Genomic DNA, 23,964 nt, shown 5'->3' on the forward strand with positions numbered 1-23,964 from the left:
AAAACCTGCCAGCGCGCGCAAGCCCGATTCGGGTCTAGACGATCTTGGTCATCACCGGATCAAGCGCGCCAATGCTTCCCACAAGCTGGTCACCCGGGTTGACCGACCCAACCCCGGCCGGGGTGCCCATCATGATCAGATCACCCGCTTGAAGGGTGTAGAGCGTTGACAAATCTGCGATAATTTCACGCACGGACCACACCATGTCTGACAACCGGGCGTCTTGCACGACCATATCATTGACCCGAAGCTGGATCGGCAGACCGCCCCAGATGCCGGCATCTGCAATCGGGGTGATCGGCCCGATGATGGCCGCATTGTCGAAATCCTTGGCCGTATCCCACGGCCTGCCTTGTTCCTTGGCCGCCGCTTGCAGGTCGCGTCGGGTCATATCCAGCCCGCAGGCCAGCCCGAACACGGCGTCAATGGCCTCTTCCTTCGCCACATTTTCCGTTTGCGTCCCGATGGCGACGACAAGCTCTATCTCGTGATGCAGGTCGGTAGTGCGTGGGGCATAGGGCATGTCCTGCCCGGATTGCAGCAACGCATGGGCGGATTTAGTGAAATAGAACGGCACTTCGCGGTCAACCTCATCCCCCATTTCGGCGGCATGCGCCGCATAATTGCGACCGACGCAATAGATGCGCCTGACTGGAAAGGTGCCTTGCCCTTTCACCGGAAGAACCGGCACCGGCGCGGGGGGAAAACATGGTCTGACATACGCAATCTCCGCGTGTTGAATTGTGTTTGGGGAGTTCTTACAGTATTTCTGATGGCTGCGGTATCCTGCCATCACGATCCACGGGGAAGGTCCCCATTTTGCAAGGATATAGCGGTGCTGGACGCATTTGCATCACTCGATGATCTGGTTGCCTGCCCGCAATGTGACACGCTGCACGCGGCACAGGATCTGCCCGATGGTGCGCGGGCATATTGCCAGCGCTGCGGGATCGTCCTGATGACATCCCAACCTGCCGCGATGGCGCGCATCCTGAGCCTTGCGCTGACCGCGTTTGTGATGATGATCGCCGCGGTCAGTTTTCCGTTTCTGACGCTGGATGCGGGCGGGTTGCAAAACGCCACGTCGGTGATTGATGCGGTGCTTGCGTTCAACGACGGGCTGGCGATACCGCTGGCGGTGGCCGTTGCATTTTTTATTATGGTGATCCCGCTGATCCGGCTTGTGGCGCTGATTTACGCCCTGGGCCCGTTGGTCCGTGACCAGGCGCCAAGGGCCGGTGCGCGCAAGGCTTTTGGACTGGCCGAACGGCTGCGCCCATGGAGCATGGCAGAAATTTTCATCGTCGGGGTGACCGTGGCCCTGATCAAGGTCGCAGGCCTTGCGGCGGTCACGGTTGGCCCCGCATTCTGGGCGTTTGCCGGCGTGGTCATCATCACGGTTCTGAAAGATCAACTCATATGCAGGTACTCGATTTGGGAAGCGCTGGAACATCCGAACAGCTGATCACGGCGCGCGAAGCGGGGCTGGTGGCGTGTCGGCGCTGCGGGCAGGTGCATGCGTTTGATGCGACGTCTTGCAAGCGGTGCGAGGGGCCGCTGCGCAGCCGGGATACGGAAAGCCTGCAAAAGGTCTGGGCCTGGCTGATTGCGGGCATGATCGCGTATATTCCGGCCAACACCTACCCGATGTTGCTGACATCCACCCTGGTGGAACGCAGCGAAAGTACGATTGTGGGCGGGGTCGTGGAGTTGATCCATCACGGATCCATTGGCATCGCGATCATCGTTTTTGTGGCGTCGGTCATGATCCCTGTGGGCAAATTCCTGGCCATCATCTATCTGGCGATCAGCGTTCAGCGGCAATCGGGCAACCATCAGCACGAACGGCATGTTGCCTATGAGATCGTCGAATTCATCGGGCGCTGGTCCATGATCGACGTCTTTGTCGTTGCAATCCTGTCGGCGCTTGTGCAACTCAACACTATCGCGACGATCAATCCCGGGATTGCAGCCGTCAGTTTTGCCCTGTCAGTCATTTTCACAATGCTTTCGGCACAAAGCTTTGATGCAAGGCTGATCTGGGACGCAGATAGGAAAGCGCATGACTGAACCGCAGGATACGGCCGCCGCGCCCAAAGGCCCCGCAAAGCTGGATGTGCGCCCGGTGAAACGCCCGCTTTGGCAGCGGCTGTCGCTGGTCTGGCTGGTGCCGGTATTTGCGCTTGGTATCTCGCTATGGGCAGCGTGGCAGAACTATCTGGATCAGGGCGTGCTGATCACGATCAGTTTTGAGAACGCATCAGGCATCACCGCCGATGAGACCGAGATCAAGTATCGCGATGTGACCGTAGGCAAGGTCGAAGACGTCGAGTTTGCCGAAGGCCTGTCTGTGGTACTGGTCCATGCCCGTGTTCAGCAGACAGTCGCCCCCTATCTTGATGATGATGCGCAATTCTGGGTCGTTCGGCCCGATGTCAGCGTCCGCGGCATCACCGGCCTCGATACCGTGTTGTCGGGCGTTTATATCGAGGGCAATTGGGATACAGAACCCGATGTCGCCCAACTTGAGTTTTCCGGACTGGAACGCCCGGTTCTGACCCGTGCCGGACAGCAAGGCCGGTCCATCGTCCTGCGCGCCACTGATGGCGGGTCTGTCACCGCTGGCGCCCCTGTGCTGCATAAAGGTCTGCAGGTGGGTTATCTGGAATCCCCCGAACTGTCCCCGGACGGCACACAGGTTCTGGTCAACGCTTTCGTCGAAAGCCCTTATGACCAGCGCATCACATCCAGCACCCGTTTTTGGGACACATCCGGTTTCAGCGTGTCATTTGGCACGGGCGGCGTCTCGCTTGACGTGAACTCACTTGCCTCGCTGATCGAGGGCGGCGTTGCTTTTGACACGATTGTCTCGGGCGGTGATCCGATACAGGACGGGCAGCTGTTCGACATTTTCTCAAGCCAGCAGGCCGCACGCGACAGCCTGTTTTCCGATCCCAATGCAGAGCTGTTGAAAGTTGCCGTTCTTTTTGAGCAATCGGTCAGTGGCCTGACCCAAGGGTCCGAGGTGCGGTTTCAGGGTATCCGGATCGGCGAAGTGTCCGAACTGAACGCGATTGTCGTCGGCGAAGGGGACACCGCAGAGGTCCGCTTGCAGGCCGTGCTGGAAATCGCACCGGGCAGGCTGGGGATGCGCGCGGACGCAACCGTTGATGACGCCCTGACACTGCTATCCGACTTTGTGGCGCGTGGATTGCGGGCCCGGATGGTGACCGGCAATATTCTTTCAGGCTCGCTGGTGGTTGAACTGGTCCAAGTTGATGATGCCCTGCCTGCGATTGTCACCAGTGCCACAGGCCTTTACCCGGTGATCCCCACCACCGACTCCCAGATTTCGGACGTTGCGGCCACCGCCGAAGGTGTGCTCGCGCGGATCAACGCGCTGCCGGTCGAAGAGCTGATGGATGGCGCCATTGACCTGATGGACAGTCTGGAAAGGCTTGCCAATGATGACAGCCTGGTCGAGGCCCCGGCCTCACTTGTGGCGCTGCTGGATGAGGCGCGCGGATTTGTCGCCTCTGACGATATGCAGGCTGTCCCCCGCGATTTGCGGCAGGTGATCAACGATCTTGATGCGATCCTCGCCAGTGCAACCGCCGCAGGCCTGGTTGATAGCCTCGACACGGCCCTCGAAGCGGCAAGCGCTGCCGCCGCCAATATCGAGACCGGCACCGAAGGGTTGCCCGAACTTGTTGCCCAGATTGAGGCGTTGACGGCCAAGGCCAACGCCTTGGCGGTTGAGGGGCTGCTGGACGCAGCCAATGACACCCTGCGCAGCATTGACACCATTGTAAGCGATGATGCGACAGCGCAATTGCCCGCAACGCTCGCCGCATTGCTGGAGGAGGCGCGCGCACTGGTCGCGTCAGAGGATCTGCAAGCCGTGCCGGGCGATCTACGCGATGTCATCAACGATCTCGATGCCATCGTGACCAGCGCAGCCGAGGCAGAGTTGATCGCGGATCTGGACAACACCATCAGCGCGGCCAATCAGGCTGTCGCAAATATCGAAGCGGCGACAGCCAATCTGCCCGAAATCACCGCGCAGATCGAGGCCCTGACAACCAAGGCAAATGGGCTGGCCATTGAGGGGCTTGTCGAGACGGCCAATGACACGCTGGCCAGCATTGATACCTTCATTCAGGACGAAAATACCGCCGCCCTGCCCGCGTCGCTGAATGGTGCGCTGGACGAAATGCGCGTCGTGCTGGAAGAAATCCGCGAAGGCGGGGCCATCGAAAACGTCAACGCAGCGCTGGCCGCCGCCAATGATGCCGCGCAGGCCATTGAAGATTCCGTCAGCACCTTGCCCGCCCTCTCGGCCCGGGCCAGCCAGCTGGTCGCCCAGACATCCGCTGTCATCGACAGCTATAGCGAGCGCTCGCGCTTTAGCGCCGAGACGCTGGCCACCTTGCGCGAAATTCAGGCCGCGGCAGATGCCGTATCGGCCCTTGCCCGCGCGATCCAGCGTAACCCCAATTCATTGCTGACAGGACGGTAGAATGCTGCGACCTTTTTTGATCATGACCGTACTGGGGCTTGCCGCATGTAGCCCACCGCCCGAGCGACTGGCGATGCGTCCGGTCCAATCCGCGCTGGAACTGCGGCCGCTGGTAGGCTCTGCCATGGTGCGTACGGTGACCCTGCCCACCTATGCAGCGGTCGAGGAAATCGCGTTCGAGACCCCCAACGGGCTGATCGCAAGCAACGAGGATATCCTGTGGGCGGACGATCCGCAGCGGGCCGTCACCATTGCGATCACCCGCAACCTTTCGGACATCCTGAACACGAATGTGGGGCCTGACCCATGGCCCTTTATCGGCCTGCCCGATGTGGCGATTGATATTCAGGTTGAACGGATGCTGGCCGGCGCGAATGGAACATTCTCGCTGACCGGCCAATTCTACGTGGGGGGCGATGGGATCGACTACCGCAATATCTCGCAGCCGTTCAGCATCAGCAAACCGATGGCCGATAGCAGCCTGGGCGGCGTTGCCGACGCCCAGGCGGCAGCCTTGCTGGATCTGTCCGAGCGGATTGCCCGCACCCTGGGACGTTAAGTTCAGGATCCTAGCTTGACCCACGCCCCGTCGCGTTTGGATGATCTGACGCAGGCCTCCACAAAGCGCATGCCTGCCATCCCGTCCGCGATGGTTGGATAGGTCACATCAGCGGGCACATCATGACCGTCGCGATGGGCCTCAATGGCGTCCGCCGCTTCGCGATAGATCGTGGCAAATCCTTCCAGATACCCCTCTGGATGACCGGCGGGAATGCGCGTGACGCGCTCGGCCACATCCATTGCCCCTTTGCCACCCCGGGTCAGCAACTGCTTTGGGGCGCCGTACGGGGTGAACCAAAGCCGATTTGGGTTCTCCTGCCGCCACTCAATCCCGCCCTTGTCACCGTAGACGCGCAGTCCAAGGCCATTTTCATTGCCGGGGGCCACCTGACTGCACCACAACATGCCGCGCGCACCACCCTCGTAGCGCAGCATTACATGCGCGTTATCATCCAGTTGCCGGCCCGGCACAAATGCCTGCAGATCTGCGCAAAGGCTGTCGACAGTCAACCCGGTCACAAACCCTGCCAGATTGAACGCATGTGTCCCGATATCGCCCGTGGACCCGCCCAAGCCCGACCGGGCCGGATCAGTCCGCCATTCGGCCTGTTTGAAATCTTCGGCCTGCGTCAGCCAGTCTTGCGCATATTCCACCTGCACCACGCGCAGATTGCCCAGCGCGCCGTCGGCCACCATCTGCCGGGCCTGACGCATCATCGGATAACCGGTGTAATTATGGGTCAGCACAAAGAGCGCATCACTTTGCGCCACGGCCTTTTCCAGCTTTTTGGCATCAGCCATCGTGGATGTCAGCGGCTTGTCGCAGATCACGTGAATCCCCCGCTTGAGGAACTCGCGGGCCGCGGCGTAGTGAACGTGATTGGGCGTGACAATCGCGACCGCCTCGATCCCATCTTTCAACCGCGCCTCACGGATCGCCATGGCCTTGAAATCATCATAGGTCCGGTCCGGGTTAAGACCAATTGCAGCGCCTGAGGCCTGCGCCTTTTCGGCTGTTGAGGACAATGCGCCCGCAACCAGCTGAAAGCGACCGTCAATGCGTGCGGCAATCCGGTGAACCGCGCCGATAAACGCATCATTCCCGCCGCCTACCATGCCCAATCTGATTGGTCGTCCCATTACGATATCCCCAGCATTTTGCGATTTGTCGCGTCATCCACATCACCGCCCGCAAAATCATCAAAGGCGCGCTCTGTGACCCGGATGATGTGATCCTTTACAAATTGAGCGCCCTCGCGTGCCCCATCTTCGGGGTGTTTTAGGCAGCATTCCCACTCAACCACGGCCCAACCTGCAAAATCATTCGCTGCCATTTTGGCAAAGATTGCGGCAAAATCGACCTGCCCGTCACCCAGCGACCGGAACCTGCCGGCCCGGTCAACCCAAGACTGATAACCGCCATAAACCCCCTGCCGACCCGTGGGATTAAATTCTGCATCCTTGACATGAAACATCTTGATCCGGTCTTTGTAGATGTCAATATTATCAAGGTAATCAAGGCACTGCAGCACATAGTGCGACGGATCATACAGCATGTTGCAGCGGCTGTGATTATCCACGCGGGCCAAAAACATTTCAAATGTCACCCCGTCATGCAGGTCTTCGCCGGGGTGGATTTCGTAACAGATATCAACGCCGCAATCTTCGGCATGATCCAGAATGGGCCGCCAGCGCGCGGCCAGTTCGTCAAACGCCGCTTCAACCAGACCAGCAGGGCGTTGCGGCCAGGGGTAGATATAGGGCCAGGCCAGCGCGCCTGAAAAGCTGGCCATCTCGGTCAGCCCCATATGCCGGGACGCAGATAGCGCCATCTTGACCTGATCAACCGCCCAGGCCTGACGGGCCTTGGGGTCGCCCTGGACTTGCGGAGCTGCAAATGCATCAAACGCGGTATCATAGGCGGGGTTCACCGCCACCAATTGCCCTTGCAGATGGGTAGACAGTTCCGTCACCGTCACCCCGTTTGCAGCTGCCTGCCCTTTGAACGTGTCACAATAGTCTTTTGATCCGGCCGCCTTTTCCAGATCAATAAAGCGCGCATCCCAGCTTGGGACCTGCACCCCTGTATAGCCGCAATCAGCCGCCCATTTCGTGATACCGTCCCAGCTATCGAACGGCGCGTCATCGCCTGCAAACTGCGCCAGAAAAAGCGCGGGTCCCTTGATCGTTTTCATCCGGTATCCTCCCGTTTCCGGCAAAACTATAACGATTTAGATTTTGATGCCAGTCCCGTTTGACCCCGATCATAAAATCTGCGCATCGTGCGGGATGCGTATCGACAATCTGCAATATGCCAACTGGTCCGAGAAGGTGTTTCGCCAAATGCGCGCAGGCGGGCTGGACGCGGTTCATGTGACCATCGCCTATCACGAGACCTTCCGCGAAACGGTGCTGCAGATCGAGCGCTGGAACCGTTATTTTGAAGAATATTCTGATCTGATTTGCCATGCAAAGACGGCGGCTGATGTCGAGGCTGCCCGGGCCGCTGGCCGGACGGCAATCATTTTCGGGGCCCAGAACCCCAGCCCGATCGAGGATGATATCGGCCTTGTCGAGATCCTGCACACGCTGGGCCTGCGCTTTATGCAGTTAAGCTACAACAACCAATCATTGCTTGCGACCGGCTGCTATGAGGCCGAAGACCCCGGCCTGACCCGCATGGGCCGCGCCGTCATCGCCGAGATGAACCGCGTCGGAATGGTCATTGACATGAGCCACAGCGCGGACCGGTCGACCATCGAGGCAGCAGAGGTGTCCAACCGCCCCATCGCCATCACCCATGCCAACCCGCATGAATGGCACCCCGCCCGGCGCAACAAAAGTGATCCGGTGATCCGTGCCGTTGTTGCGGGCGGCGGGATGCTGGGGTTTTCGCTATATCCGCATCACCTTGCAGGTGGGTCTGCATGTACCCTCACGGATTTTTGCGAGATGATCGCGCGAGCCGCTGATCGCTATGGGATCGCGCATTTGGGTCTGGGCAGCGACCTGTGCCAGGATCAGCCGGACAGCGTTGTGGAATGGATGCGCGTCGGGCGCTGGACGAAGGCGATGGATTATGGCGAAGGCTCAGCCGCCGCGCCCGGTTTTCCCCCGATGCCCGATTGGTTCCAGGACAATCGCGACTTTGACAATATCGCCACAGGGCTGACCGCAACCGGCATGGAGACGGCGGAGGTTGATGCCATCATGGGCGGCAACTGGCACCGGTTCTATGCGGAAAGTTTCGGCCCGGCCTCGGGTTAGGCCTCGCGTCTTACGCCGCTGCAAGAAGCTGCGTAGAATTGCGTTTCACGCTGGCCAGACAGTCGTGAAACAGCGCCAATGTGCGGTCAGCATCCTCGCCCAGCTTTTGCAAATCGCGGATCGGGTCGGCAAGGTCCTCGATCTCGGCCAGGCAGCGTTTCCAACCGGCGGCCACAGCCTCATCATGCAGATAATTGTCCGCGCCGGGCGGCAGATCGGTCTTGGTCAAAGGTGCCCAATGGCGACGCTGCAACGCCTTGGAAAACTGGCTGCCGCATATGGCATAGGCCACCCCCAGCGGGCGCAACGGATGCAACAGGCCCACCATCGGGCGCGGTGCAGGTGCCACCCGCAGCCGCAGCAAATCCGCGTCCAGACGCATCAGACCCGACCCCAGCATCCCGCTGACCCAATGGCCCGACGGTAGCGCCGACAGCAGCGCCCGATGCGCCAGTTGATGGGTTCGGAGGAAAATCAGATAGGCGTCGTGAATTTCATGTGGCGAGTTTGTTTGGACTGTTGGAAAAGGTCTGCCCGGGTCAAAAGCCCCACTAACATGCCAACCAAGCATCGCATTCACCCTCTGCGCAAAAAACCAAACCGACACATCGCAAGAACCCCACGTTCTTATCGCTGCATACCCGCGCCGCAACAGTCCAAACAAATCGTTAACAAATTATTTACGTTTGTTAACTTCTTCATGACAGCCGGCGGGAAAATGTGATCGCGGGTTCATTCGGTTGCGTTGAAGGTAAAGACCTGCTGACCGTCAATCTGATAGGTATCAATCAGCTGCCCTGCGCGGGCGGATGTCAGCCATGCCTCTAGCCTCAGGGCTGCATCGTTCTTGACATGCGGGTGCCGCACCGGACTGACCGGCAGGAAGGCGTATTGATTGAACAAGGCCGGATCACCCGCATAGAGCAAGGCCAGATCGGCCTTGTTGCCAAAATTCAACCAGCTTGCCCGGTCCGCCAGAATATAGGCATTCAGGCCAGCCGCAGTGTTCAAAGCAGCCCCCATCCCGGCCCCGACCTCACGATACCAGGGTGCTGTGGGCACACCATCGGACTGCGCCCACAGGTCCAGTTCTTTCTTGTGGGTGCCGCTGTCATCGCCCCGGCTGACGAAGGCCGCGCCGATATCGGCAATCGCGCCGAGCGCCATTTGCGCGGACTGCGCTGCCGCGATACCTGCCGGATCATCCGATGGGCCGATGATGACAAAATCATTATACATGATCTCGCGCCGATGCGTGCCGTAACCCATTGCAACGAAAGCCTCCTCTGCGGATCGGGCGTGGACCAGTATCGCGTCAACATCCCCTGCCTCGCCAAGGCGGATGGCCTGCCCGGTCCCCACCACAAGCAATTGGACATTCACCCCGGTATCGGCAGCGATGGCGGGCAACAGAATATCGGACAGCCCTGAATTCTGAAACGACGTGGTAACCGCAAGCTTCACGTCTTCGGCCTGCGCTGCTGCGCCTGTCAGCCACACCATCAGTGCGATGATCCATCTCATTCCACGATATCTCCGTTGATGAGCGCCTTGGCTTGTGGCGTTTGGGGGTTGGCAAAGAATGCGGTTGCCGGACCCTGTTCGATGATCTGCCCGCCCATCATGAACAAAATGTCGGTTGCAAGCCTGCGCGCCTGCCCGATGTCATGCGTGGCCATCAGAATGCGGGTCCCATCCGCGAGCGCCTGCGACAAAATAGTCTCGATTTCGCGCGTGGCCGGGCCATCAAGCGCGGCGCAGGGTTCATCCAGAAACAGCATTTCGGGTTGGCGCATCAAGGCGCGGGCGAGGGCCAGTTTCTGCCGCTCGCCACCCGACAGTTGCGGTGCGGGTATATCCAGCACATGCCCCAGACCGACGCGCGCGGCCCACTCTGCCGCCATCTTGCGGGCGGCTTTGCGCGGCATGCCCGCCAAGGTCAGCGGGTAGGCCAGATTATCCTGCACAGAACGGCGCATCATCACGGGCCGCTGGAACACAAATGCCTGTCGTGTCTGGCAGTCCGGCGCAGGCATTTGCCAGCTTACGGTGCCTGCCGACAGGCGTTCCAACCCGTGCAACGCCCGCAACAGGGTCGTCTTACCCGACCCGTTTGGCCCCAGCACAATGGTCAATCCCGCAGGACCAAGCGTCAGGTCAACCGGACCCACAAGCAGCTTGCCCCGGCGCCTGACCGTCATCTGCTGAGCGTGCAGTGGCAGGATCACCAGCGCCCCTCGCTTTCTGTGCGCCCGGCGGCGTGAATGGCAAAGTTCACGGCCACCGCCAGCCCGATCAGCACAAAGCCAAGCCCAAGCGCCAGCGCAAAATCGCCCTTGCCCGTTTCCAGCGCAATTGCCGTAGTCAGCACTCTTGTGGCGTGATCAATATTGCCACCAACGATCATGATCGCCCCCACCTCGCCGATAGCGCGCCCGAACCCGGCCAGCGCGGCGGTGATCAACGCCCGCCGCCCGTCCCAGAGCAGGGTCGCGATCCGTTGCCTGCGTGATGTGGACAGCGAGATCAGCAGATCATGGTATTCGGCCCAAAGCTCCCTGATCGCCTGATGCGCAATCGAGGCAATCAGCGGTGTGATAATGATCACTTGTGCAATGATCATCGCCGTAGGGGTGAATAGCAGGCCAAACACGCCAAACGGCCCCGACCGCGACAGCAACAGATAAACGATCAGCCCCACCACAACCGGCGGCAGCCCCATCAACGCGTTGAGCAACGCAATCGCAGCGCGGCGGTGCCGGAACCGGCGCACGGCCAGCCATGCCCCAAATGGCAGCCCAATGACCGATGCGATCACGACCGCAGTCAGGGTCACCTGAAGCGACCGCAATGTGATTTCGACCAGATCGGCATCAAGCGTGGCAACAAGCCAAAAACCTGCTGCCAGTCCCTGCCAAATCTCGCCCATGCGTCACCGCCCTTGCGGGTATTGTCACCCGCTTGAAATCAAATGGGGAAGTGGCGGAGGCTCAGGGATTCGAACCCTGGGAGGACTTTCACCCTCGTCGGTTTTCAAGACCGGTGCATTCGACCACTCTGCCAAGCCTCCGTCCGCGCCCTGTTATCGCCCTTGATCTGATTCGAAAAGGACCTTCACAGTTTGGGGAAATCCGCCGACAAATCGGCAATCAGCCTTTCAAAACAGTCATGTGGGCGCTATCTTGCCGCCAACGCCATCATAACAAGCCATTGCAAGACGGCGCGCAATGATGGCGGCGCGTGTAAAAAGGCCGGAAAACGGTTGTATTTCTTGATGAAATCAGGACGCAGAATGAAGGGGCGAGGCATGGCAGGATATCATCGGTTCCAATATGGGACGTTGCGGTATTTCTTTACTATTTGCGCAGGAATGGGTTTGGCGGCCTGCGACGAGGATGGGAATTTTGCATTTCCCACCGGGGACGAGGCCGCAGAAGAAGCGCCCTCCAGCACCCCTGCCCCATTGCGCACCCGCACAACCGACGAAGATGTGGAACGACCCGATGTGTTTTCGGTCTCGGATCGCGGCCTTTGGGATGGCCGGCCATCGCTGGGCGGTGTCTGGGTCGCCCACCCCGATGTCACTGATCCGGAACGCGTGATCATTCGCAACCCTGACAATGGCCAGTCGGTTATTGGCGCATTGTTCCGCCGCGAACGCGAAAATCCTGGCCCGCTGCTGCAGGTTTCTTCTGATGCGGCCGAAGCTCTTGGCGTTCTGGCCGGCGCGCCAACAGAGTTGAGCGTGGTTGCATTGCGCCGCGAAGAGGTTGTGACCCCCGTCGCGCCCGGGACAGAGGAAAACCCGGTTGTCGCAGACCTCGATACCGCCGTTGCAGCAACGCCCGCGATTGCCGTTGCCGCGGCTGACGCGGTTGCCGACACCGATCCGATTGCAAACGCGGCTGCGGCCATCGACGCCGCTGACGCCGCCGTGGCACCGGTTGTCGCGACGGCATTGCCTGCTGTTACGGCTGATGTATCAGCGGATGCCGAAACACCCCCGCCGCCGCCCGCGCAAGCACCCGCTGTCGAAACCGTGGCCGCCGTTGATCCCGGATCCGTGCAAATCGGCGTCTTCAGCGTCGAGGTGAATGCCAACAGCACCGCACAGGATCTGACCAATGCTGGCATTCCGACATCGGTGATCCCCCAGCAATCTGGCGGGCGCACAGTCTGGCGCGTGATTTCACCACCGGGTGATGACGCGGCACGGACCCTCGACAAAATCAAGGCATTGGGTTTTGTCGACGCATTTGCAATTGATAGCTGAGCCGACGGAAAGGAAATGCAGATGATCTTTCGCGCCCTTGGATGTGCAGTTCTTGGTCTTTGCCTCAGCAGCGCGGCCGCCTTCGCGCAGTCGTTCGAGACCCGGGCCGAGGCAGCCTATGTGTTCGATCAGACGACCGGCACCGTTCTTCTGGCCAAGAACGAAGAGACGCCGTTGCCCCCGGCATCCATGTCAAAGCTGATGACGATCTACATGGCGTTTGAGGCGATTGCAGATGGTCGCATGACAGTCGATGACGTCCTGCCTGTGTCGGTGCATGCCGCAGGCTATGGCGGGTCATCCATGTTTCTGGACACCACCGACCGGGTCCGGGTTGAGGATCTGTTGCGCGGTGTGATCGTGCTGTCGGGAAATGATTCCAGCGCGGTCCTGGCCGAAGCCCTGTCACCGGACGGTACCGAAGCAGGCTTTGCCCGCATGATGACCGAACGCGCCCGGCAGATGGGCATGATGAATTCGACATTCACCAATTCAAACGGATGGCCCGCAGCGGGTCATCGGATGTCGATGGAAGATCTGGGCATTCTTGCAAACCGGCTGATCACCGATTTCCCAACCTTCTATCCGCTTTTTGCCGAGACCGAGTTTGCGTTTGACGGCCGCGTACCATCCAACAGCCGGAACCGCAATCCGTTGCTGCGTCTAGGCATTGGTGCTGACGGGCTGAAAACCGGCCATACGCAAGAGGCAGGTTACGGTCTTGTCGGATCGGCCAAACAGGGTGACCGGCGGGTGATTTTTGTCATCACGGGACTGGATTCGCAGGCAGCGCGGGCCGAAGAGTCGGAAAAGCTGGTGAACTGGGCCTTCCGCCAGTTCGCGCAAAAGGATGTCGCCCGTGCAGGCACGCGGCTTGCCGAGGCGGATGTATGGATGGGCGATGCCCCCATCGTGGGCCTGACCGTGGCAGAGGATCTTTCCATGCTGGTGCCGATCCTGAACCAGGGCACCGTTGATGCGCAGGTGGTCTATGATGGCCCCATCGAGGCGCCGATCAATGCGGGCGACGAGATTGCCGAATTGGTTGTGACCCTTGACGGGCTGCCCGAGAAACGCTTGCCACTGGTCGCAGAGGCGGATGTGGCCCGCGGCGGGTTCACCACGCGTCTGCGCACCGCGGCCCTTGTCTTGTGGAATAAATTCGGCCCCGACGCGGCAGATGACGAACTGCCCGAGGAGGCATGAGCAAACCGCGCTTCATTACCTTTGAAGGGATCGACGGATCGGGGAAATCAACCCAGGCTCGTTTGTTTGCAGACTACCTTTCATCCGCAGGGCAGGATGTCGTGCTGACCCGTGAACCCGGCGGCAGCCCGGGCGGCGAGGAAATCAGACAACTGGTCTTGACCGGCGATCCGCAGCGCTGGTCGGCGGAAACGGAAATCCTGTTATTCACCGCCGCCCGCCGCGATCATCTGGAAAAGACAATCAACCCTGCGCTTGAGGCCGGAAAAACCGTCGTATCAGACCGGTTTGCAGACAGTACCCGGATTTATCAGGGTGCCACGCGCGGTGATCTGCGTAATATGGTCGATCAGTTGCACAGCCTGATGATCGGCCGCGAGCCGGACCTAACATTCATTATCGACATGGATCCCGCCGCCGCCCTCGCACGCGGATTGGCCCGCCAATCGGGCGAAGACCGGTTTGAGGATTTCGGCCTGTCCTTTCAGGAAACCTTGCGCCACGGTTTTCTGGGGCTGGCCCATGCCAACCCGGAACGCTGCGTTCTGATCGACGGCAACCGCAGCCCCGAGCAGATCGCCTCCGAGATTGCAGCCCACGCATGAGCGACCCGGAGATCCCAGAACCGGATCGCATTGACGGCGCCCCGCACCCGCGCGAGACGGCCCGGCTGTTCGGGCAAGGGGCGGCAGAGGCTGCATTTCTGGACGCGTTCAGCGCGGGCCGCATGCATTCCGGCTGGCTGATCACAGGTCCCCGCGGTGTGGGCAAGGCAACGCTGGCTTGGAAAATGGCGACCTTCCTGCTGGCAGACATCCATGCCGGGCTTTTCGGGGAACCGACACTGGATGTGCCCGCTGACCATCCCGACGCGCGGTTGATACAATCCGGCGCGCATCCGCGTCTGGCCCTGATCCGACGCCCCTGGGACGACAAGACCAAGAAACTTCGCGCCGAAATCACGGTTGATGCGGTGCGCAGCCTCAAGAAGTTCTTTCATATGTCAGCGGCCGATGGCGGGCGCCGGGTGGTTATTCTGGATGCCGCCGACGAGCTCAACCGCAATGCCGCCAATGCGATCCTCAAGGAACTTGAAGAACCACCCGCAAATGCCGTGATCATCTTGATCGCACATCAGCCCTCGCGGCTTTTGCCGACGATCCGGTCGCGCTGTCGCGCATTACGCTGCGGGCCGCTTTCACCCGATGATCTGCAAAAGGCCCTGGATCAGGCCGGATTTACAACCGAAAACGCCGAAAGCCTTGCCACATTGGCAGGCGGATCAGCGGGCGATGCGATCCGCCTGCTTAGCCATGACGGGCTGCCGCTTTATGCCGAACTGGTCAAGACACTTGACGGGTTGCCGCATATCAATCGGCCCGCCGCCCTGAAACTGGCAGATAGCTGTACCGGGCGCGGTGCCGAGGTGCGTTTTGGTCTGGTGCTGGACCTGATGGATCTGTTCCTATCGCGTGCAGCCAATGCCGGCCTGATGGGCGAGCCGCAGCGTCAGGGTGCCCCGGGCGAGGCGCGATTGCTGGCCCGACTGGCCCCGGATGATCGGGCCGCACGCGCCTGGGCGCAGCTGCAGCAGGATTTAAGCAATCGGTCCCGGCATGGGCGCGCGGTGAACCTTGACCCTGCCGCGTTGATCCTTGATATGATCTTCAAGATCGAAGAGACGGCGCAAGGTGTCGCCGCAGCGTGAAGGCGGCCCCCGTGACAGACCCCAAAATCGTCGACAGCCACTGCCATCTCGATTTTCCCGATTTTGATGACGAACGCCCCGCGATCATTCAGCGGGCGCTTGATGCGGGCGTGGAACGCATGGTGACGATTTGCACTAGATTGCGGCTTGAACCGCAGGTCCGCGCCATCGCGGAGGCCTATCAGCCCGTGTTCTATGCGGCTGGCACCCACCCGATGAGCGCGGCTGAGGAACCACTTGCCACAGTTGATGACCTGATTGCACTTGCCGATCATCCGAAGTTTGTGGGTATCGGCGAAACCGGGCTGGATTATCACTACACCGCCGAAAGCGCGGACATCCAGAAGACATCATTGCGGGTGCATATCGCGGCCGCCCGCCAGACCCGTCTGCCGCTGATCATTCACGCGCGCGCCGCAGATGACGACATGACCCGCATCTTGCGCGAAGAGCATGCAAAAGGCGCGTTCAGTTGCGTGATGCATTGTTTTTCCAGCAGCGCGGGTCTTGCCCAAGCCGCGCTTGATATGGGGTTCTATCTGTCCATGTCCGGCATCGCGGCCTTTCCCAAAAGTCAGGACCTGCGCGATATCTTTGCGGCAGCACCGGTGGACCGCATCCTTGTGGAAACCGACAGCCCCTATCTGGCCCCCCCACCCTTTCGCGGCAAACGTAATGAACCCGCCTACACCGCCCACACCGCCAAGGTTGGCGCCGAGGTATTCGGGCTTGGCTATGAGGATTTCGCGGCCCAAACCACAGCCAATTTCGACCGCCTGTTCTGGAAGGCTGCGGGATGAGCGATACGCTGACATTCAGGATTTTGGGCTGCGGGTCTTCGGGCGGCGTGCCACGGCTTGGCGGGCATTGGGGCAATTGCGATCCGGACAATCCCAAAAACAGGCGGCAACGCTGCTCGCTTCTGGTCAGCCGGCACCGGGGCGATGACGTCACCCGCGTCCTGATCGACACGTCGCCCGATATGCGCAACCAGTTGCTTGATGCTAAGGTGGGCGCGCTGAACGCGGTCGTGTATACGCATGCCCATGCAGATCACGTGCACGGGCTGGACGATCTGCGCATGATTGTCATCAACATGCGCGAAAGGCTGCAGGTCTGGGCCGATGGGGACACCAGCAATGATCTGTTATCCCGCTTTGGCTATGCGTTTGTCCAACCCAAGGGCTCTGCCTACCCGCCGATTTGCGAGTTGAACGCGATTGAGGGGGACATCACCGTGGACGGCCCGGCAGGTCCGATCACCCTGTCCCCGTTTAAGGTGGCCCATGGGCGGATTGATGCGCTGGGGTTCCGGATCGGGAATGTTGCCTACCTGCCTGATGTCTCTGCGATGCCTGATCCGGTGTGGGACAAGCTGAAAGGGCTGGACTACTGGATTGTTGATGCCTTGCGGCGCGAACCGCATCCGACCCATTCGCATTTGGACAACACGCTTGCATGGATCGACCGGGTCCAGCCGAAACAGGCGATCCTGACCAACATGCATAATGATCTGGACTATGACACCGTTGATCGCGAGACACCCGATCACATCCGTCCCGCCTATGACGGGATGGAAATCACCCTGCCCGCCTCGTGAACACTGCATCGAAAGCCGCATCATGGGCGCGTTGATCGTCGTCATCCTGCCGGTCTTTATCGTGATTGCCTTTGGTTATCTGGCCGTCTGGAAGGGGTATTTCAGCAGTTCCGGGGTCGATGGGTTGATGAAATTCACCCAGGGTTTCGCCATTCCATGCCTGCTGTTCCGGGCCATCTCGACCCTGGATCTGGGGCAGAACTTTGACCTGGCGCTGCTGGCCAGTTTCTATGCCGGCGCGCTGGTGGGGTTTGCGGCCGGGTTGCTTGGTGCGCGCTACATCTTTGGGCGCGATTGGGAGGACAGCGTTGCCATCGGGTTTTGCTGCCTGTTTTCAAACTCTTTGCTGCTGGGACTGCCCATCACGGAACGGGCATATGGGGCCACCGCGCTCGAGGCCAATTACGCGATCATCGCGATCCATTCGCCGTTTTGCTACGCGATTGGCATCACCGCGATGGAGATCGCGCGCAACCGGGGCGGCAATATTGCGGCCTTGCCGGGCAAGGTGCTGCGGGCGATGTTTCACAACGCGCTGATTGTGGGAATTACCCTTGGCTTTGCCGTCAACCTGAGCGGTGTGGCGCTGCCATCGGTGCTGACTGACGCGCTTGATCTGATGATCCGCGCCGCCTTGCCTGCCGCACTTTTCGGGCTGGGGGGCGTGCTTTATCAATACCGTCCCGAAGGTGACATGCGCACAATCATGTATGTGGTTGCCGTGTCCCTTGTCCTGCACCCGCTGATCGTCTGGGGGCTGGGACACCTGAGCAGGCTGGATGTCGCCGCGATGCGGTCGGCCCTGCTGACCGCTGCGATGGCCCCGGGCATCAATGCCTATGTCTTTGCAAACCTCTATGGCAAGGCCAAGCGGGTGGCCGCCTCATCTGTCCTGATGGGGACCGGCCTGTCGATCCTGACCGTGTGGTGCTGGCTGGCGATCCTGCCCTGATCAGTTGATGATCGTGCGGCTGTTCAGACGTTCCAGATTGACAATGGTGGACAGCATCAGGCGGTCATGGCTCCAGTCATTGACGGGGCGCAGTGCAAGGGTCGTGCTGACCACCAGGGCCGCGACCAGAACGGTCAAGCCCGTGGCCAGATATCGGCTGCCCCGAATGGCCTTTCGGTCCAGGATAGACAGGATGCGCTGTTTGAGAAACGGGGCCGACTGACTGGCCTTGGCCCGGTGATCGAGATGAACAAACGGCACTGTGGGTGCGATCACCTGTGTGCAACCGGCCGTTCCCAGCCCGGTCTTGCAGACCCGCAGCAGGCATTCGCAATAGTCGCGCACGCCCAGTATCCGGCGGCCGAGGATTTGCTGATCGCAGGCCAGTTCCCGCATCCGCTCGACCTCGCGTTTGCAAAAGACAAATGCCGGGTTCCAGAAGAAAATGGGCCGCAGCAGCTCCATCCCGATTTCCCATCCAAGATCGCGCTGGCGGACATGCTGTATCTCATGCGTGACGGCAATGCGCACATCGTCAGCATGGGCCAACAGGACGGTGGGCAACACAATATAGAACCGTCGGAACCCGCGCGTTGAAAACGGAACCCGCGTTTCCTCGGTAAAGCGGACATCCACGCGCCCGACCCGGCGCAACACATAGCTGCGGTGGATCATCTGACGGATTTGCCAGATGTTGCGCAGATTGCGCAGGGCCACAAGGACACCGCCGATCGCAAGCATCGCGACAATGATCTGGGAAAACAGGCTGGACAGGGTCGCAAAGTCCCGCACGACCTCGGACCGGATAGTCAGCAGATGTTCGAATTTCGTGGGCGCCATGGCGATATTGCCGTGCAGATACTGGGCGACAAGGAAATCCGAAAAGCTTAATCCGGATGGGGCGGCCAGATATCCGTTGCGCTGAAAGCTTTCAAAGCCAAACACGATCAATGGCGCCAGCATGACCATCGCGATCACCGTATAAAGAAGCTGAAGCTGCGTCAGAAACGCAATCCGCCACGGTGAACGGGTGATCAGTTTTCGCAGGCAAAACCACATGGCAGCAGCCGCAAGCAGAACGATATTGACGTCGATATAGGCGTTGAGCAGTTTTTCAGCGATCATTCTCGGTTAATCTCCTGTCCAGAAGCGCCCGTATCTCTTCCAGAGCTTCCTCGGACATCCCCTGATCATCAACCAGACGCGCCACCATAGAGGCAGGCGTTCCATCAAACAGCTTGTCTGATAGATCCCGCAGCGTGCGCGCCTGATAGGCGTCTTTGGCAAGCGCGGGCTTGTAGATAAAGGTCTTGCCTTGCTTGTGGCTGGCAACAAACCCTTTCTGTTCCATGATCCGCAGGATCGTCGCAGCGGAGGTGTAGGCAAGATCCCGTTCCGGTGCCAGGCGCGCCAGTACGTCGCGCACGCTGCCGGTTCCCAAGGCCCAAAGCTCAGTCATGAACTCAAGCTCCACCTCGGTGAGAAACTCACTTTTCTTTTTCTTCTGCCGCATTGCTGGTCCTGTCATTGTCCGAGTTACTCCCTCCCCGCGGATATCAAATACGAAAACCTTCGTATTTCAAAACGGAATCTGCGGTCAGAGGGCCTTTTGGACAGGCGCACCGACCGAAGATACCGTGCTCAAACCTTTAAAAAACAGAATATTCCCCAGCAAATACTGATGCCAAGCGGCGCCCAAAGCGGCATGCCAAAGAAAAACAGCCAGGCCAGAAAGATATAGGCCGTACCCAGCAGCGACAGAAACAGCCTGTCCCCGCGTGTGGTTGTCAGCCCCAGAACGCCCCGCCGTTCCGACGTACCCGGATACCGTATTTCGATGAAGGTGATGATGCCCATCGCCGTAAACAACCCGATAAAGAACAGCCCCGTGGGCCATGTCCATGCCATCCAACCAAACATATCAGACCCTCCCCAGGGCAAAGCCCTTGGCGATATAGTTGCGTACAAAATAGATCACGATAGCACCGGGAATGATGGTCAGCGTGCCCGCAGCGGCCAGCAATCCCAACTCGTAACCCGCCGAGGACGCGGTTTTCGTCATTGTTGCCGCGATCGGTTTCGCCTCAACGGCGGTCAATGTCTTGGCAAGCAACAGCTCGACCCAGGAGAACATGAAGCAAAAGAATGCAGCCACACCCACCCCTGCCTTGATTGACGGCAGGAAGATCGTCACGAAAAATCGCGGGAAGGAATAGCCATCGACATAGGCTGTCTCATCCAGCTCTTTGGGGACCCCGCTCATGAACCCCTCAAGGATCCAGACGGCCAGCGGAATGTTGAACAGGCAATGGGCAAGGGCCACTGCAAGATGGGTGTCGAACAGCCCGACCGCTGAATACAGCTGAAAGAAGGGCAATGCGAAAACCGCCGCAGGTGCCATCCGGTTCGTGAGCAGCCAGAAGAACAAGGTCTTGTCGCCCAGAAACCTGTAGCGGCTGAACGCATAGGCCGCAGGCAGTGCGACGCAGATCGAAATCACCGTGTTCAGCGACACGTAGATGATCGAATTGATGTAGCCCCAATACCATGTCGGATCGGTGAAAATGGTCACGTAATTTTCGACCGTAAAGGTCTGGGGGAACAGCGAGAACCCGGCAAGGATTTCGTTTGTTGTCTTAAAGCTCATCGCGACCAGCCAATAGATCGGCAGCAGCAGGAAGAGGATATAGACAATGGGGATCAGGCTCCGCTTTCTCATTTCGCGTCATCCTTTGTCATCAATGTGTAGAACAGCCAGCTGACCAGCAATGTGATCGCAAAGTAGATCAGGGACATTGCCGCCGCCGGCCCAAGGTCAAACTGTCCAAGTGCGATTTTCACCAGATCAATGGACAGCAATGTTGTTGAATTGCCCGGTCCGCCGCCCGTCAGCACGAAAGGTTCCGTGTAGATGTTAAAGCTGTCCATGAACCGCAGCAGGATTGCGATGGTCATGACCTGTTTCATCTTGGGCAGCTGGATGTAGCGGAACACCTTTAGCGGGGATGCCCCATCAATCTTCGCGGCCTGATAATAGGCATCCGGGATCGACACCAACCCTGCATAGGACAGCAGCACCACAAGCGAGGTCCAGTGCCAGACATCCATCGTGATAATCGTGGCCCAGGCCGCAAAGGGGCTTTGGGTCATGTCATAGGGGATGCCCAATGTGTTGTTCATCAGATAGCCCAGCAGGCCAATATCGGGCAGCGCAAAGATATTCCACATCGCCCCCACCACATTCCACGGGATCAGCATGGGCAGCGCCATCAACACCAGACAGACTGGCACCCATGGGCCGCTGCGCGGCATCGACAGCGCGATGATGATCCCCAACGGAATCTCGATAGCCAGAATGATCGCCGTGAACAGGAACTGCCGGCCAAGGGCCGCATGGAACCTTTCGGAATTCAGCAACTCTTCGAACCAGCGCAGCCCTTCAAAGAAGAAGACGTTGTTACCAAAGGTCTCTTGCACCGAATAATTGACCACTGTCATCATCGGGATCAGGGCGTTGAATGCGACCAGCAACAAGACCGGCAGGACAAAGAACCACGCCTTTTGATTTGGGGTTTTCATGACTTGCTTTCCTTTGCCTGCCGCGGATTTGATACAAAACCCATTGCGGCGGTCTTTTGCGGGGCTGTGATCACCGGGGCAATCATCCCGCGGCCTCAGTTGCCAACCAGCCATCCCGATAGAGCCGGGTCTGGTCCTGCTGGAATTGCAGATGAATGGCAGCCCCCTGTGCGGGCGGCGGGTCCTCGGTGACGGCCTTGACGGATGTGTCGCCAATCATCGCCTCGACCACGCTGTGCCGGCCCACATCCGACACCTTGCGCACCGTCGCCTGCAGCCCGGTATTGCCGATGCGCACAAATTCGGGGCGGATCCCGATCTGGGTCAGTTGCCCCTGCCCGGTGACCGCACCTTCCAACGGCACATGTTGACCAGCCAGATACGCGCCGCCATCGCGCAATTCGGCGGGCAGGACATTCATGCCGGGCGAGCCGATGAAATGCCCCACAAAGGTGTGCGCAGGTCGGGCGAACAAGTCGACCGGGGTGCCGATTTGCACAATCTCGCCGTCCTGCATGACCACAACCTGATCGGCAAATGTCAGTGCCTCGGTCTGGTCATGGGTGACATAGATCATCGTGGCCCGGACTTTCTGGTGCAGTTCTTTCAGCTTGGAACGCAGCTTCCACTTCAAATGCGGGTCAATCACGGTCAGCGGTTCATCAAACATCACAACATTGACATCGTCGCGCACCAGCCCGCGCCCCATCGAGATTTTCTGCTTGTTGTCGGGCGACAATCCGGCGGCGCGGGTGCCCAGCATATCGGTGACTTCCAGCATCTCGGCGATGTCGGATACGCGCGCCTTGACCGTCGTTTCCGGCACGCCGCGATTGCGCAGCGGAAAGGCCAGATTGTCAAAAACGCTCATCGTGTCGTAGATCACCGGGAACTGGAACACCTGTGCGATGTTGCGCTGATCGGGCGGCAGGCCGGTCACATCCTTGTCGTCAAACAGGATCTGCCCCTCCGACGGGGTCAGCAGACCGGAGATGATGTTCAACAAGGTCGATTTTCCGCAGCCCGAGGGGCCAAGCAACGCATAGGCCCCGCCATCGGACCAATCCAGATCAATCTCTTTGAGCGCATAATCGGCCGGGCCTGCGGGGTTGGGCAAATAGCTGTGACGCAGCTTGGACAGGGTGATCTTGGCCATCAGGCAGCCCCTTTTGCAACGGTCGCGCCATCTGGCGCAAAATAGAAACAGGCATCGGGGTCCAGATAGAACGGGTGATCCTCGCCAACCTGGTAGGGATGCACACCATGGGACAAAGATACCCAGTCATCCTCTTTCAGCCGGAAATGCGCGCTGCTTTCAGAGCCGGACAATTCGGTCACCAGCACCTCACCCGACAGGGGAACGGTATTGGCGGCGGTTGCTACGGGCGTGACGTGATGCGGCCTGACCGCCACCACATATGGCCCGTCCGCCAGCCCGGCGGCGGGGCCTGATGCATTCCACGAAATCGCCCCCATGCTGATCACATCGCCCGCCTTATGCACATTGGCGGTGTTGATCGGTGGATCAGAAAAGACCGACGCCGCCATCAGCGAGGCAGGGGTACGATAAATGTCGGCCGTGCGGCCGAACTGGACCACATGTCCGTCATCCATCAGGCCGGTATAGCCGCCCAGCAGCAATGCCTCTTCCGGCTCTGATGTGGCATAGACCACGACGGCGCCACGCCCTGCAAAAAGTTCCGGCAACTGCTCGCGCAGTTCCTCGCGCAGCTTGTAGTCCAGATTGGCCAGCGGTTCGTCAAGAAACACCGCCCGGCTTTCCTTGGCAATGGCGCGGGCCAGTGCGGTACGCTGCTGCTGGCCGCCTGACAGCTCATGCGGGCGCCGGTTCAGCATCGGGCGTAGCTGCAGAATATCCGCGGCCTCTTCGACCCTGCCCTGAATTTCGGATTTTGCCATGCCTGCAACCTTCAAAGGGGAGGCAATGTTATCAAAGACCGTAAAATGCGGATAATTGACAAAAAACTGATGCACCAGGCTGATATTACGCTTTTGGGTGCTCAGGGCGCTGACATCCTGCCCATCCATGATGATCTGCCCATCGGCAATCGGATCAAGCCCGGCCATCATCTTGATCAGCGAGGTCTTTCCGGCGCCGGTTTGTCCCAACAGCACGTTGAAATGGCCGGTCTCGAGCGTCAGTGTCGTCGGTTTGATATGCACCTGGCCATCAACGACCTTGGTGATGTTGTTTACTTGGAGTGTCATTGCGGGCCTTGCCGGTCATGCGGGATTTGCGACCGGAGCCTGTTGAAGGCTCCGGTCTTGGTCGGCGCGA

At 59.6% G+C, this 23,964-nt stretch carries 26 protein-coding genes and 1 tRNA gene; 12 read left to right on the top strand and 15 right to left on the bottom strand.

The genetic code is table 11. The features are described 5' to 3' along the window. Positions 1–34: 34 nt before the first annotated feature. On the bottom strand, positions 35–691 hold the full coding sequence (locus AABB31_RS06900) for a fumarylacetoacetate hydrolase family protein (protein ID WP_342075214.1): 657 nt from the start codon (positions 689–691) through the stop codon (positions 35–37). Positions 692–835: 144 nt separating this feature from the next. Between AABB31_RS06900 and AABB31_RS06905 the strand changes: the two genes are divergently transcribed. The 4 genes from AABB31_RS06905 to AABB31_RS06920 are packed head-to-tail and all read left to right on the top strand — an operon-like array spanning position 836 to position 5,078. Beyond that, the gene (locus AABB31_RS06905) at positions 836–1,465 is read left to right on the top strand and encodes a paraquat-inducible protein A (RefSeq protein ID WP_342075213.1); all 630 of its coding nucleotides are present in this window, start codon (positions 836–838) and stop codon (positions 1,463–1,465) included. After that, positions 1,420–2,070, top strand: a complete 651-nt coding sequence (locus AABB31_RS06910) for a paraquat-inducible protein A (protein WP_342075212.1) — start codon at positions 1,420–1,422, stop codon at positions 2,068–2,070. The genes AABB31_RS06905 and AABB31_RS06910 overlap by 46 nt, the downstream gene beginning before the upstream one ends. After that, the gene (locus tag AABB31_RS06915) at positions 2,063–4,519 is read left to right on the top strand and encodes an MlaD family protein (RefSeq protein WP_342075211.1); all 2,457 of its coding nucleotides are present in this window, start codon (positions 2,063–2,065) and stop codon (positions 4,517–4,519) included. The genes AABB31_RS06910 and AABB31_RS06915 overlap by 8 nt, the downstream gene beginning before the upstream one ends. 1 nt (position 4,520) lies before the next feature. Further along, a complete protein-coding gene (locus AABB31_RS06920; RefSeq protein ID WP_373635564.1) occupies positions 4,521–5,078 on the top strand; it encodes a membrane integrity-associated transporter subunit PqiC in 558 nt (185 codons plus the stop codon). Between the two features lie 2 nt (positions 5,079–5,080). On the opposite strand, the gene AABB31_RS06925 is transcribed toward AABB31_RS06920, so the two are convergent. Both AABB31_RS06925 and AABB31_RS06930 read right to left on the bottom strand, forming a co-directional pair. Then, positions 5,081–6,220, bottom strand: a complete 1,140-nt coding sequence (locus AABB31_RS06925; RefSeq protein WP_342075209.1) for a Gfo/Idh/MocA family oxidoreductase — start codon at positions 6,218–6,220, stop codon at positions 5,081–5,083. After that, entirely contained in the window at positions 6,220–7,275 is a 1,056-nt protein-coding gene (locus AABB31_RS06930; protein WP_342075208.1) for a sugar phosphate isomerase/epimerase, read from the bottom strand. Before AABB31_RS06930 ends, AABB31_RS06925 begins: the two co-directional genes overlap by 1 nt. A gap of 94 nt (positions 7,276–7,369) precedes the next feature. Between AABB31_RS06930 and AABB31_RS06935 the strand changes: the two genes are divergently transcribed. Further along, the gene (locus tag AABB31_RS06935; protein WP_342075207.1) at positions 7,370–8,347 is read left to right on the top strand and encodes a membrane dipeptidase; all 978 of its coding nucleotides are present in this window, start codon (positions 7,370–7,372) and stop codon (positions 8,345–8,347) included. 10 nt (positions 8,348–8,357) lie between these two features. Here AABB31_RS06935 and AABB31_RS06940 read toward each other — a convergent pair whose 3' ends face one another. The 5 genes from AABB31_RS06940 to AABB31_RS06960 form a co-directional block, all read right to left on the bottom strand. Next, the gene (locus tag AABB31_RS06940; protein ID WP_342075206.1) at positions 8,358–8,918 is read right to left on the bottom strand and encodes a hypothetical protein; all 561 of its coding nucleotides are present in this window, start codon (positions 8,916–8,918) and stop codon (positions 8,358–8,360) included. 161 nt (positions 8,919–9,079) lie between these two features. After that, positions 9,080–9,871, bottom strand: a complete 792-nt coding sequence (locus tag AABB31_RS06945; protein ID WP_342075205.1) for a substrate-binding domain-containing protein — start codon at positions 9,869–9,871, stop codon at positions 9,080–9,082. Next, positions 9,868–10,548: an ATP-binding cassette domain-containing protein gene (locus AABB31_RS06950; protein ID WP_342078878.1), complete on the bottom strand. Its 681-nt coding sequence runs from the start codon at positions 10,546–10,548 to the stop codon at positions 9,868–9,870. The genes AABB31_RS06945 and AABB31_RS06950 overlap by 4 nt, the downstream gene beginning before the upstream one ends. 23 nt (positions 10,549–10,571) lie before the next feature. Further along, positions 10,572–11,276: an ABC transporter permease gene (locus tag AABB31_RS06955; RefSeq protein WP_342075204.1), complete on the bottom strand. Its 705-nt coding sequence runs from the start codon at positions 11,274–11,276 to the stop codon at positions 10,572–10,574. A gap of 51 nt (positions 11,277–11,327) precedes the next feature. Beyond that, positions 11,328–11,417: transfer RNA gene (locus AABB31_RS06960), tRNA-Ser, on the bottom strand. A gap of 237 nt (positions 11,418–11,654) precedes the next feature. Here AABB31_RS06960 and AABB31_RS06965 point away from each other — a divergent pair. Genes AABB31_RS06965 through AABB31_RS06995 form a run of 7 tightly spaced genes read left to right on the top strand, consistent with a single transcriptional unit; the run spans position 11,655 to position 18,086 of the window. Next, positions 11,655–12,620, top strand: coding sequence for an SPOR domain-containing protein (locus tag AABB31_RS06965; protein ID WP_342075203.1), 966 nt, complete (start codon positions 11,655–11,657; stop codon positions 12,618–12,620). 21 nt (positions 12,621–12,641) lie between these two features. Continuing rightward, a complete protein-coding gene (locus tag AABB31_RS06970; RefSeq protein WP_373635565.1) occupies positions 12,642–13,826 on the top strand; it encodes a D-alanyl-D-alanine carboxypeptidase family protein in 1,185 nt (394 codons plus the stop codon). Further along, positions 13,823–14,431: a dTMP kinase gene (tmk, locus tag AABB31_RS06975; RefSeq protein ID WP_342075202.1), complete on the top strand. Its 609-nt coding sequence runs from the start codon at positions 13,823–13,825 to the stop codon at positions 14,429–14,431. Before AABB31_RS06970 ends, tmk begins: the two co-directional genes overlap by 4 nt. Continuing rightward, positions 14,428–15,534: a DNA polymerase III subunit delta' gene (locus tag AABB31_RS06980; protein ID WP_342075201.1), complete on the top strand. Its 1,107-nt coding sequence runs from the start codon at positions 14,428–14,430 to the stop codon at positions 15,532–15,534. The genes tmk and AABB31_RS06980 overlap by 4 nt, the downstream gene beginning before the upstream one ends. An 11-nt stretch (positions 15,535–15,545) precedes the next feature. Then, entirely contained in the window at positions 15,546–16,334 is a 789-nt protein-coding gene (locus tag AABB31_RS06985; protein WP_342075200.1) for a TatD family hydrolase, read from the top strand. After that, on the top strand, positions 16,331–17,134 hold the full coding sequence (locus AABB31_RS06990) for an MBL fold metallo-hydrolase (RefSeq protein ID WP_342075199.1): 804 nt from the start codon (positions 16,331–16,333) through the stop codon (positions 17,132–17,134). The genes AABB31_RS06985 and AABB31_RS06990 overlap by 4 nt, the downstream gene beginning before the upstream one ends. Before the next feature lie 22 nt (positions 17,135–17,156). Then, positions 17,157–18,086, top strand: coding sequence for an AEC family transporter (locus AABB31_RS06995; protein WP_342075198.1), 930 nt, complete (start codon positions 17,157–17,159; stop codon positions 18,084–18,086). Here the strand turns inward: AABB31_RS06995 and AABB31_RS07000 are convergent, their stop codons facing one another. The 7 genes from AABB31_RS07000 to AABB31_RS07030 all read right to left on the bottom strand — a co-directional run bounded on the left by AABB31_RS07000 (position 18,087) and on the right by AABB31_RS07030 (position 23,894). Beyond that, positions 18,087–19,211 (bottom strand): M56 family metallopeptidase, encoded by a 1,125-nt coding sequence (locus AABB31_RS07000; RefSeq protein WP_342075197.1) that lies wholly within the window; start codon positions 19,209–19,211, stop codon positions 18,087–18,089. After that, positions 19,201–19,599, bottom strand: coding sequence for a BlaI/MecI/CopY family transcriptional regulator (locus AABB31_RS07005; protein WP_342075196.1), 399 nt, complete (start codon positions 19,597–19,599; stop codon positions 19,201–19,203). Before AABB31_RS07005 ends, AABB31_RS07000 begins: the two co-directional genes overlap by 11 nt. Positions 19,600–19,727: 128 nt before the next feature. Beyond that, a complete protein-coding gene (locus tag AABB31_RS07010) occupies positions 19,728–20,006 on the bottom strand; it encodes a DUF2160 domain-containing protein (protein WP_342075195.1) in 279 nt (92 codons plus the stop codon). A gap of 1 nt (position 20,007) precedes the next feature. Beyond that, a complete protein-coding gene (locus AABB31_RS07015) occupies positions 20,008–20,805 on the bottom strand; it encodes a carbohydrate ABC transporter permease (protein ID WP_342075194.1) in 798 nt (265 codons plus the stop codon). After that, the gene (locus AABB31_RS07020; protein ID WP_373635566.1) at positions 20,802–21,665 is read right to left on the bottom strand and encodes a carbohydrate ABC transporter permease; all 864 of its coding nucleotides are present in this window, start codon (positions 21,663–21,665) and stop codon (positions 20,802–20,804) included. Before AABB31_RS07020 ends, AABB31_RS07015 begins: the two co-directional genes overlap by 4 nt. Positions 21,666–21,747: 82 nt before the next feature. Then, positions 21,748–22,821 carry an ABC transporter ATP-binding protein gene (locus tag AABB31_RS07025; protein ID WP_342075193.1) on the bottom strand — a complete coding sequence of 358 codons (1,074 nt, stop codon included), beginning with the start codon at positions 22,819–22,821 and terminating at the stop codon, positions 21,748–21,750. Beyond that, entirely contained in the window at positions 22,821–23,894 is a 1,074-nt protein-coding gene (locus AABB31_RS07030) for an ABC transporter ATP-binding protein (RefSeq protein ID WP_342075192.1), read from the bottom strand. The genes AABB31_RS07025 and AABB31_RS07030 overlap by 1 nt, the downstream gene beginning before the upstream one ends. Positions 23,895–23,964 lie beyond the last annotated feature (70 nt).

The sequence above is a fragment of the Yoonia sp. SS1-5 genome, assembly GCF_038443705.2.
In the GTDB taxonomy this organism is placed as follows: domain Bacteria; phylum Pseudomonadota; class Alphaproteobacteria; order Rhodobacterales; family Rhodobacteraceae; genus Yoonia; species Yoonia rhodophyticola.

Bases quoted from the DNA above. Each gene is read 5' to 3' on its own strand.
- AABB31_RS06940 (WP_342075206.1), bottom strand. From the start codon at position 8,918: ATGCTTGGTTGGCATGTTAGTGGGGCTTTTGACCCGGGCAGACCTTTT.
- AABB31_RS06955 (WP_342075204.1), bottom strand. From the start codon at position 11,276: ATGGGCGAGATTTGGCAGGGACTGGCAGCAGGTTTTTGGCTTGTTGCC.
- AABB31_RS06910 (WP_342075212.1), top strand. From the start codon at position 1,420: ATGCAGGTACTCGATTTGGGAAGCGCTGGAACATCCGAACAGCTGATC.
- AABB31_RS07000 (WP_342075197.1), bottom strand. From the start codon at position 19,211: ATGATCGCTGAAAAACTGCTCAACGCCTATATCGACGTCAATATCGTT.
- AABB31_RS07025 (WP_342075193.1), bottom strand. From the start codon at position 22,821: ATGGCCAAGATCACCCTGTCCAAGCTGCGTCACAGCTATTTGCCCAAC.
- AABB31_RS07030 (WP_342075192.1), bottom strand. From the start codon at position 23,894: ATGACACTCCAAGTAAACAACATCACCAAGGTCGTTGATGGCCAGGTG.
- AABB31_RS06935 (WP_342075207.1), top strand. From the start codon at position 7,370: ATGCGTATCGACAATCTGCAATATGCCAACTGGTCCGAGAAGGTGTTT.
- AABB31_RS06925 (WP_342075209.1), bottom strand. From the start codon at position 6,220: ATGGGACGACCAATCAGATTGGGCATGGTAGGCGGCGGGAATGATGCG.
- AABB31_RS06970 (WP_373635565.1), top strand. From the start codon at position 12,642: ATGATCTTTCGCGCCCTTGGATGTGCAGTTCTTGGTCTTTGCCTCAGC.
- AABB31_RS06950 (WP_342078878.1), bottom strand. From the start codon at position 10,548: ATGACGGTCAGGCGCCGGGGCAAGCTGCTTGTGGGTCCGGTTGACCTG.
- AABB31_RS06945 (WP_342075205.1), bottom strand. From the start codon at position 9,871: ATGAGATGGATCATCGCACTGATGGTGTGGCTGACAGGCGCAGCAGCG.
- AABB31_RS06930 (WP_342075208.1), bottom strand. From the start codon at position 7,275: ATGAAAACGATCAAGGGACCCGCGCTTTTTCTGGCGCAGTTTGCAGGC.
- AABB31_RS07010 (WP_342075195.1), bottom strand. From the start codon at position 20,006: ATGTTTGGTTGGATGGCATGGACATGGCCCACGGGGCTGTTCTTTATC.
- AABB31_RS06915 (WP_342075211.1), top strand. From the start codon at position 2,063: ATGACTGAACCGCAGGATACGGCCGCCGCGCCCAAAGGCCCCGCAAAG.
- AABB31_RS06995 (WP_342075198.1), top strand. From the start codon at position 17,157: ATGGGCGCGTTGATCGTCGTCATCCTGCCGGTCTTTATCGTGATTGCC.
- AABB31_RS06990 (WP_342075199.1), top strand. From the start codon at position 16,331: ATGAGCGATACGCTGACATTCAGGATTTTGGGCTGCGGGTCTTCGGGC.
- AABB31_RS07005 (WP_342075196.1), bottom strand. From the start codon at position 19,599: ATGCGGCAGAAGAAAAAGAAAAGTGAGTTTCTCACCGAGGTGGAGCTT.
- tmk (WP_342075202.1), top strand. From the start codon at position 13,823: ATGAGCAAACCGCGCTTCATTACCTTTGAAGGGATCGACGGATCGGGG.
- AABB31_RS07020 (WP_373635566.1), bottom strand. From the start codon at position 21,665: ATGAAAACCCCAAATCAAAAGGCGTGGTTCTTTGTCCTGCCGGTCTTG.
- AABB31_RS06965 (WP_342075203.1), top strand. From the start codon at position 11,655: ATGGCAGGATATCATCGGTTCCAATATGGGACGTTGCGGTATTTCTTT.
- AABB31_RS06920 (WP_373635564.1), top strand. From the start codon at position 4,521: ATGCTGCGACCTTTTTTGATCATGACCGTACTGGGGCTTGCCGCATGT.
- AABB31_RS07015 (WP_342075194.1), bottom strand. From the start codon at position 20,805: ATGAGAAAGCGGAGCCTGATCCCCATTGTCTATATCCTCTTCCTGCTG.
- AABB31_RS06980 (WP_342075201.1), top strand. From the start codon at position 14,428: ATGAGCGACCCGGAGATCCCAGAACCGGATCGCATTGACGGCGCCCCG.